This window comes from Rhizobacter sp., from assembly GCF_031412495.1.
In the GTDB taxonomy this organism is placed as follows: Bacteria; Pseudomonadota; Gammaproteobacteria; order Burkholderiales; family Burkholderiaceae_C; genus Schlegelella_A.
Window position 1 is genome coordinate 1 of the sequence record NZ_JANODC010000547.1, and the last position, 7,980, is coordinate 7,980.

Annotated in this window: 8 protein-coding genes; 3 read left to right on the plus strand and 5 right to left on the minus strand. The window is 66.1% G+C overall.

What is annotated here, in order from left to right:
- Positions 1–117 (minus strand): CBS domain-containing protein (locus tag AC30N0_RS20435; protein ID WP_489519718.1); only part of this gene is annotated, 117 nt, incomplete at its 3' end.
- A 39-nt stretch (positions 118–156) separates the two neighbouring features.
- Between AC30N0_RS20435 and AC30N0_RS20440 the strand changes: the two genes are divergently transcribed.
- Positions 157–1,353, plus strand: coding sequence for a DUF294 nucleotidyltransferase-like domain-containing protein (locus AC30N0_RS20440; RefSeq protein WP_489519711.1), 1,197 nt, complete (start codon positions 157–159; stop codon positions 1,351–1,353).
- Positions 1,354–1,368: 15 nt separating this feature from the next.
- On the plus strand, positions 1,369–2,007 hold the full coding sequence (locus AC30N0_RS20445) for a 3'-5' exonuclease (protein ID WP_489519712.1): 639 nt from the start codon (positions 1,369–1,371) through the stop codon (positions 2,005–2,007).
- Between the two features lie 515 nt (positions 2,008–2,522).
- Here the strand turns inward: AC30N0_RS20445 and AC30N0_RS20450 are convergent.
- Both AC30N0_RS20450 and AC30N0_RS20455 read right to left on the minus strand, forming a co-directional pair.
- Positions 2,523–3,146 carry a tyrosine-type recombinase/integrase gene (locus AC30N0_RS20450; RefSeq protein WP_489519713.1) on the minus strand — a complete coding sequence of 208 codons (624 nt, stop codon included), beginning with the start codon at positions 3,144–3,146 and terminating at the stop codon, positions 2,523–2,525.
- Positions 3,147–3,336: 190 nt separating this feature from the next.
- Positions 3,337–5,229 (minus strand): winged helix-turn-helix domain-containing protein, encoded by a 1,893-nt coding sequence (locus AC30N0_RS20455; RefSeq protein ID WP_489519714.1) that lies wholly within the window; start codon positions 5,227–5,229, stop codon positions 3,337–3,339.
- Between the two features lie 112 nt (positions 5,230–5,341).
- Here AC30N0_RS20455 and AC30N0_RS20460 point away from each other — a divergent pair, with 112 nt between their 5' ends.
- The gene (locus AC30N0_RS20460; RefSeq protein WP_489519715.1) at positions 5,342–5,848 is read left to right on the plus strand and encodes a YybH family protein; all 507 of its coding nucleotides are present in this window, start codon (positions 5,342–5,344) and stop codon (positions 5,846–5,848) included.
- Positions 5,849–6,134: 286 nt separating this feature from the next.
- Here the strand turns inward: AC30N0_RS20460 and AC30N0_RS20465 are convergent, their stop codons facing one another.
- Positions 6,135–7,103: a ParB/RepB/Spo0J family partition protein gene (locus tag AC30N0_RS20465; protein ID WP_489519716.1), complete on the minus strand. Its 969-nt coding sequence runs from the start codon at positions 7,101–7,103 to the stop codon at positions 6,135–6,137.
- Positions 7,087–7,941: a ParA family protein gene (locus tag AC30N0_RS20470; RefSeq protein ID WP_489519717.1), complete on the minus strand. Its 855-nt coding sequence runs from the start codon at positions 7,939–7,941 to the stop codon at positions 7,087–7,089. Before AC30N0_RS20470 ends, AC30N0_RS20465 begins: the two co-directional genes overlap by 17 nt.
- Between the last annotated feature and the right edge of the window lie 39 nt (positions 7,942–7,980).

Genomic DNA, 7,980 nt, shown 5'->3' on the forward strand with positions numbered 1-7,980 from the left:
GTCGGCGACGACCAGCCGGTGCACCTGGTGCTCGATCATCAGCGCCAGCGCATCGAACAGCGGTGCTTCGGTTGAGATGGTCACCAGCTTGAACGTCGCCAGCTCGCGTACCGGCAGCGCGCCATCGTCGACGGCCGGCCGCTGGCGACGCTGCCGGTGCGCGAACTGACGACCTTCAAGCTGGTGACCATCTCACCCGAAGCGCCGCTGTTTGATGCGCTGGCGCTGATGATCGAGCACCAGGTGCACCGACTGGTGGTCGCCGACCGCGAGCGCATCGTCGGGCTGCTGGAGCAGCTCGACCTGCTGAGCTTCCTGTCGAACCACTCGTACGTGATCGCGGTGCAGATCGCGCAGGCCCGCGACCTCCCTGCGCTGCACTCGGCCGCGCAGCGCATCACCCGCTTCGTGGCCTTGCTCTATCGCGGCGGCACCAAGGTCAGCCAGATCGGCAAGCTGGTGCAGGCGCTGAACGCCAAGCTGTTCGAGCGCGCCTGGCAACTGATTGCGCCGCCCGCCTTGCTGGTCGACAGTTGCCTGTTCGTGATGGGCAGCGAAGGGCGCGGCGAACAATTGCTGAAGACTGACCAGGACAACGGCCTGATCGTGCGCGACGGCGCGGAAGTGAGCGCGGCCGAGGTGGAGCAGGCGTGCCAGCGCTTCTCCGCCGCACTGCGTGAGTTCGGCTACCCCGATTGCCCGGGCGGCATCATGGTCAGCAACCCGTCGTGGCGGCGCAGCACCAGCGATTTCGCCGTGACCGTTCGCCGCTGGCTGCTGCAGCCCGACCCCGAAGGGCTGATGGCGCTCGCGATCTTCATCGATGCGCATGCGGTGGCGGGCGATGCGGCGCTGCTGGCGCAGGTGCGTGCCGAGGCCGATGGGCTGGTCTCGGCGGACGATGCACTGCTCGGCCGTTTTGCCGCAGCAGTCGACTCCTTTCCCGAGGAATCCGCCGGCTGGTGGAACCGGTTGCTGCTGATCGGCGAGCATGGCAAACCATTGCTCGACCTGAAGAAGGGCGGCATCTTCCCGATCGTGCACGGCGTGCGGAGTCTTGCGCTGCGCGATCAGGTGACGGCCACCGGCACGGTGGCCCGGCTCGACGCGTTGGTTGCCAAGGGCCGCCTGCAGGCCGGTTTGGCGAGCGACCTCGCCGATAGCCTGCATTTCCTGATGTCGCTGAAACTCAAGGCCGGCCTGGCCGAGCTGGACACCGGCCGGCCCGTGAGCGGTGGCGTCGCGACAGACCGGCTGAGCAGCCTGGAACGCGACCTGCTGAAGGACGCTCTCGCCGTGGTCAAGCGCTTCAAGGTGCTGGTGCGGCACCAGTTCCATCTGGAGGCGGCGTAACGCCGAGCAGGCAGCATGCGCGCGCGCTGGCTCGATTCGGTGCATCGCGTCTGGATGCTGTATCACCTGGCCGATCCGCATTTTGCGTTCCTCTACGAACCGCCGCCCGATGGCGAATGGGTGGCGCTGGACTGCGAGACCACCGGGCTGGACGTGCACCGCGACCAGATCATCTCGATCGGCGCGGTGCGCATCGTCGGCAACCGCCTGCTGACGAGCCGGCGTCTGGAGCTGCTGGTGCGCCCCGAGCGCGCGCTCAATGCCGACAGCGTGCGCGTGCACCGGCTGCGCGAGAGCGATGTTGCGCAGGGCATGGACCCGGAACAGGCGATGCGCCAGCTGCTCGAGTTTGTCGGCAGCCGCCCGCTCGTCGGCTACTTCCTCGAATTCGACGTGGCCATGCTCAATCGCGAAATCTGGCCGCTGCTTGGCGTGCGCCTGCCGCAGCCGAAGATCGAGGTCTCTGCCATGTACTACGACTTCAAGAACCGTCAGCTGCCGGCGCACGAGCGCGGCGGCACCATCGACCTGCGCTTCGCGACGATGATGAACGAGCTCGAGCTGCCGCTGCGCGACGCACACGATGCACTGAACGACGCGGTGATGGCCGGGCTGGCGTTTATCAAGCTGCGCCGCCTGCTGGCAGCGCGTTGAACGCATCGCGCACGGGTCGCTGAGCCAGAACCCGTGTGACCCGGACCCTTGCGTCTTGCGGCCTACTTCGCGGCAGACTCGATCGGCGTCCCGGTGATGGCGCCGTTGTCCTAGTCGGTGGCGAATTTCACCTTTGCCTTCCGCGATCCGGTCCGGCATCTTCGGATCGGTGACCTTGAAGACCATTGTCATGCCGGCCAAGTCCAGGTCGGAGATCGGCCCGAAGCAGCGATAGAGCCTGCCCTGCGTCCGGTCGATCTTGCGGGGCCAGCGGTGTGTGCCGCAGGAGACACCGGATGGCGCGCGGCGTGGTCCGTGGCCGTCTGGGTGCTGGCCATACGGTGAGGATGAGATGCCCGGAAGCCGACGGCAGCCAGCGACTCCAGTTGGCCGAAACTGCGAGTTCCCCGGCCCGCCCGCAAGCTGACATTGACGGAGCGTTAGGGGTGATCGCTAGCCGAATGGGCCGTCCGGCGGCCTAGGCGGGAATCGGTGACCGGACGGCCGGCGCGGACTCAGATTTCGGTCTGCTCCGATATCTCCAGGGCATCATCCACCTCGATGCCGAGGTAACGCACGGTGGACTCCAGCTTCGAGTGACCGAGAAGCAATTGAACGGCGCACAGGTTTCTTGTTCGCCGATAGATCAGCGTCGCTTTGGTTCGCCGCATGGAGTGGGTGCCGTACTCGGCCGGGTCCAGGCCGAGCTCCTCGACCCAGCCTTCGAGGATTCGGGCGTACTGGCGTGTGCCAAGGTGAGGTGAGCCGTGGATGCGGCTCGGGAACAGGTAGTCGTCGGACTTGAGGACCGCCATCCTGATCCACTTTGCCACCGCGTCCCGGGCGGCGGGGGTGATCTCGAACTGCACTGGTCGCTGAGTCTTATGCTGCATCACGACAGCACGCGAGGCGACCTGGTCGCCGTGGCAGACGTCGCGCACCTTGAGCGCAACCAGGTCGCACCCGCGAAGCTTGCTGTCGATGCCCAAGTTGAAGAGGGCGAGCTCGCGTACGCGGTTCTCCATCTGCAGACGGACCCGAAGTGCCCAGATGTCCCTGAGCTTGAACGGAGCCTTCTGTCCGACGATCTTGCCCTTGTTCCACGGTTCGCGAGGGGTGGCGTTGCCTGCAGTTCCCATGATGGTCTCCCATCGAGTTGAGGGAGCGGAACGATGCGCCTCATCGATGCGGCCGACGCGGTCTGGCCAGAACGGCCCCGTCAAGATGGAGGTAGTGAGTCGGCTTACGGGCGCGCAGACGAATTGGCGCTCTCGGCCAGAAGCCGACGGTCACGAGCGACTGCTTTTCTTCCACACGCCGCCGTGGTCGCTAGGCCGGATACCTCATCCGCGAGATCAACGCGGCAAAGCGAGCATCGCCGTGCAGACCTTTCCAGCGCGGATCGAGACGGAGCCAGACAAGCCAGTGCGAGCGCTCGTCAAAGGCGCGTTCGAGCCAGCGGAACGCCTCCTCGCTCTGGCCAAGTCCGGCATGGACCAACGCCACACCGTACGCAGTGACGAAGCGTTGCTTCGAGAGCGCCTCCATTTCCTGCAGCACGGCTTTGGCGTCCTTGATCATGCCCGCCTTGCCAAACGTGAAGCCGCGCGCAGCGACGAGCACCGACCACTCGCGCGCCTTCTGCTCGGCGGCGGCTGTCGCGGCGAGCGCAGCGTCGTACTTGCCCTGCTCCAGGAGGGCGCGCGCCAACCAGAGGTGCGCCACCAGGAAGTCGCTCTTCATCGCCAGCACGGACTGCAGCTGGGACACCGCTTCGACGTAGCGGCCGTTGTAGTAATGGTGAAAACCGATGTCAGTGTTGATAGCAAGCGAGAGCGGATCGAGCCGGTGCGCCGCTTGCACTTCGCTGAAGCCCCGGTCGGGCTGGCCACTCGCCAGCAGGTACACCGCGTACCACTGGTGCGAGACCGGGTCGTTCGGGTTCAGCTCGATCGCGCGGGTGAACTCCGCTCCGGCCCCCTCCCAGTCCCAGTCAAAGTAGAACTTGATGTAAGCCAGCGCGGCGTGCGCCTGGGCAAGCGTTGGATCGAGGTCCAGCGCTTTCAGCGCGTACGGGCGCGCGACAGGAAACGTCGCAGACGGTGCGACGTAGCCGAGGTAGCCGAGGCTCGTGTGCGCGTCGGCCAGCGCCGCGTGCGCCAGCGCGAAGCGCTGATCGAGTTCGACGGCGCGGCGAAATTGAACGACCGCGCCTTGCAGGCTCGGCTCAGAACGCTGGTTCCATAGGTAGCGCCCCTGCAGATACGCCTGGTAAGCCTCGGCGTTCGGCGTCGGCGCCGGCGTCGGTCGGGCGTTCTCTGCGCCCGGCAGCGAGCTGCGCAGCACGCCTGCAACGTCGTGCGTGACACGCGACTCGAGTTTGGGCAGCTCCGCCAGCGCCACCTCGTACGCCGCACTCCACACTTGCGCGTCCCGTGCGACGTCGACCAACGCGACGCGAAGAGTGAAGCGGTCACCTACCCGTGACAGCCTGCCTGTGACGACCGCGCCGGCGTCAAGCGCACGACCGGCAGCGGAAGGATCGGCCGCTGCATCCTTGAAGCGGAATGCCGATCCTCTCGGTGCCACGCGCAATGCCCTGATTCGCGTCAACCCCTCGATGACGCTTTCGGCGATGCCATCGGCAAGGTAGGCGCTTTGCGGGACGTCGACGGCGAACGGCAGCACGGCGACCGATGAAAACTCCCTGGTTTCGGGCCGGCGCAGCCAGCGCCAGCCGACCAGCGTCGCCGCCATGGCAGCAAGACCGCCGATCACGAAGGCAACCGTCCGACGCGGAACACCGGCCACCGGATCCGAGCCGGGTACTCGGGGCAGACGGTCCCCGGTCAGCGGCTGCTCGCCAGGCGAGACAACCCGCGCATCCGTGGCGACATCGCCGACTTCGACCGCGGCATTGAACCGATAACCCTGTCGCGGCACCGTCTGGATCCATTCGCCTTCAGGTGCGGCCCCCAACACTTTGCGGAGTGCCGAGACGTTCACGCTCAGGTTCACCTCCTCGACGACAACACCGGGCCATACCGCCTCAAGCAGCTCGTCCTTGGTCAGCAGGTGCCCGGCATGTCTTACGAGCGTGGCGAGAAGATCGAACGCCTTGCCAGTGAGCGCCACCGGCTTGCCGTCCGACAGCAGCAGACGTTCGCTGGGCACCAGCACGAAGCGGCCGAAGCGAAAAGTCGCTTGCTCGTGGGGTTTCATGCTGGTGCGCAGGCGATTTGCAGGCGAAATCCAGGCGATTCGCAGGGACGACCACAGGAGTGATCGAGATCATGGCACGGCCAGCTCTCAACCACATCCCTTGGAGGCAACCATGAATGCACTCACGTTTTCCCGCCTTCGGCGCACCACGTTGATGGGAACCATGTCCGTTGCGGGTGCCCTGGCCCTCCTGCCGACCGTCGTGAGCGCTGCAGGCGAGGACGAGGTACGCGCGGTCTTCGATCAGTTCGTCAAGGCGCAGAACTCGCACGACGTCGCTGGCGTGCGCGAGCTGTTGCTTGATTCGCCGAACTTCCTGTGGGTCACCCGCGGTGCGCCGGTCTGGGGGCGCGAGGCCGCCCTCAAGCGGTTCGAATCTCTGTATCAGGGCACCTGGAAGCTCGCACCAGACACGTCCAACCTGAAGGCGGTCCTGGTGAGCGAGACGACCGCACAGCTCTACATCCCGATCACCTTCAATATCGGAGCGCCTGGCCAGCCAGCGCCGGACACGCCGTTCCTGATGAACCAGACTTTCGTCAAGACGGCTGCCGGCTGGCGGATCGCCAGCATCTTGCCGATACCCCTTCCAGCACCCGCCGCCGCGCCGCCGAAATGATGCCACGCCCTCGGGCGAAGCACGGCGGGCGCGGGAGGCGCCACGGCGAAGGACCGCTTTGAGGATCCGAAGTCGCTCAGGCTCGGTTCCGCTTCGGGTCGACAGTGACCGGTCGCGGCGGACCAAAGCTGTCACTGGCTAGGTCGCCCTCGTGAGCCGAGCTTTCGGTCGGTCGACGTGCGGCAGGTCTTGAGGTGCACCGGTCATTGGCCAGAACGGCCGGCGAAGGTCAGGTTCCGGTGACTGCCGTCATTCGCCTCTCGGGCCTGACCGACCGCAACTAGTCTCAAGCCGTCCTTCGCCCTACGAGTGCTCCGCTGCGCTGCGCCCCGGCAAAGCCCAACAGCTGGACATCGCAGGCACGCACGAGCCGACGCGCACCTCCCGAGTCGGCCTGCACAAAGACATGCCCAGGAAGATCAGGTGCGGCAGACACAACGAGTTGACCGGTAACGCCTCCCACCGCCACAACCAAAACAGGCTTGCCCGGTTGGGTGCGCTCATCTGGACCCTTGGCAAACTCCACGCCTTGCATCGACGCCGAAGCGGCTAACTCCCCTCCTGCCGGCAAGTCAGCGGGCGACGACCGCGTCTCAGCTGCATAGTGACGTACGGGCAAGTTAGCCTTCAGCTTCGCCACGGAGCTGCGGGTGACCAAGTCGGGCATCGTGCACCAATCCTCCACCTCCTGGGCATGCTGCTGGTGCAGCTTCCTCAACTCGTATAACTCGGCCATGCCCTGGCAGCGCCCTTCGCGGTACAGCTGAAGCAGCCAGGCTGGTGCGTCGACGAGTGCGGTCGCATAGGTCACGTACTGCCGACTTTTCCCTAACCGCCGGGCGATCTCGGCTTGGGTTTCACCAGCGGCCAACCTCTTCTGGACAAAAAGGGCGATCTCCAGCGGCTTCAAACCCTCGCGCTGTTCGTTCTCGATGACCTGGTCGTAGCTGTCCGCCGTCGCGTCCACGAACGCCGGAACCTCCGTCACCCCGGCGAGGCGACTTGCCCTCAGCCGGCGTGCTCCGAAGTTCAGCACCCACCGGTCTGAAGGCTCCTTGCTCTTTCTCACCGAGATCGGCTGCCGGACACCGCGCTCGCGGATCGTCTGCGCAAGCTCCTCGAGCGTGGCTGCATCGAACTCCTGGCGCGGCTGCTGGGGGTCTTCGTCGATGCTGTCGATCGGGAGCATCAGAGGCGCGCCCGTGGCCTGCACAGGCGCGTCGAGCGCGGCCAGGTCTTCAAGCTGCAGCGGCATCGACCGGCACCGGTCCGGTCGTGGGGGCTGGTGCGGTTCTGGGGGCGGGGTCGGTGACGAGCTGGGCGATCCTGGTCAGGCTCGGCTCGATCTCCCGCCAGGCGTCTCGCGCGGCCGTCTTCTTCATCTCCCAGAGCACCTCCCCGGCGGCCTGCGCCTCGGCGATGCAGGACCGCTTTGGGATCGAGGCGATCGCGCCGGCACCGTCGCCGATCTTGATCATCAGCGCATGGTGCCGCTCGATCACCTGGATGAAGTTCGCCCTCTGAAACGGCGTCGGCTCGACCATCGTCGGCAGCAGGCCGATGAGGCTGAGCTTCGGGTTCAGCACTGCCTTGATCTTGCGCACGCCGACGCGCTCGTGGTCGACCAGTCCCTTGACGCCGTCGAGCGCTTCCTTGTTGAGCTGGATCGGCGAGAGCGCGAAGTCCGCCGACGCCAGGGCGGAGATCAGGCGGATGTCGGGATTCGGGTGCGTGTCGATGACACACACGTCGAACTGTGCGTCAACAGCCGCCAGGAACCTGCGGAAGGTCCGCGCGAACGGGGTGTGCTTGTCTGGCTGGCGCTCCAGAAACATCAGATCCCCATCCGCGGGCACGAGCACGAAGGGTTCGGAGGCGAGCTCGGGGACGGGGCCAGTGAGCAAGCTCGATGCACCGACCTCGGCGACCCTCGGCCGCCCCGACAGCCGCAGCGGCTTGCTCAGGTTGCCCTGGTGATCGAGATCGATTGCCAGCACTCTCTTGCCCTGCTGGACCAGCAGATGCGCCAGCAGGGTGGCGACGGCGCTCTTGCCGACGCCTCCCTTCTGGTTGCAGAGGACGAGGGTCTTCATGCCTTGGCTCCGAACGCGCGGCGCGCCGGCTCATCATCG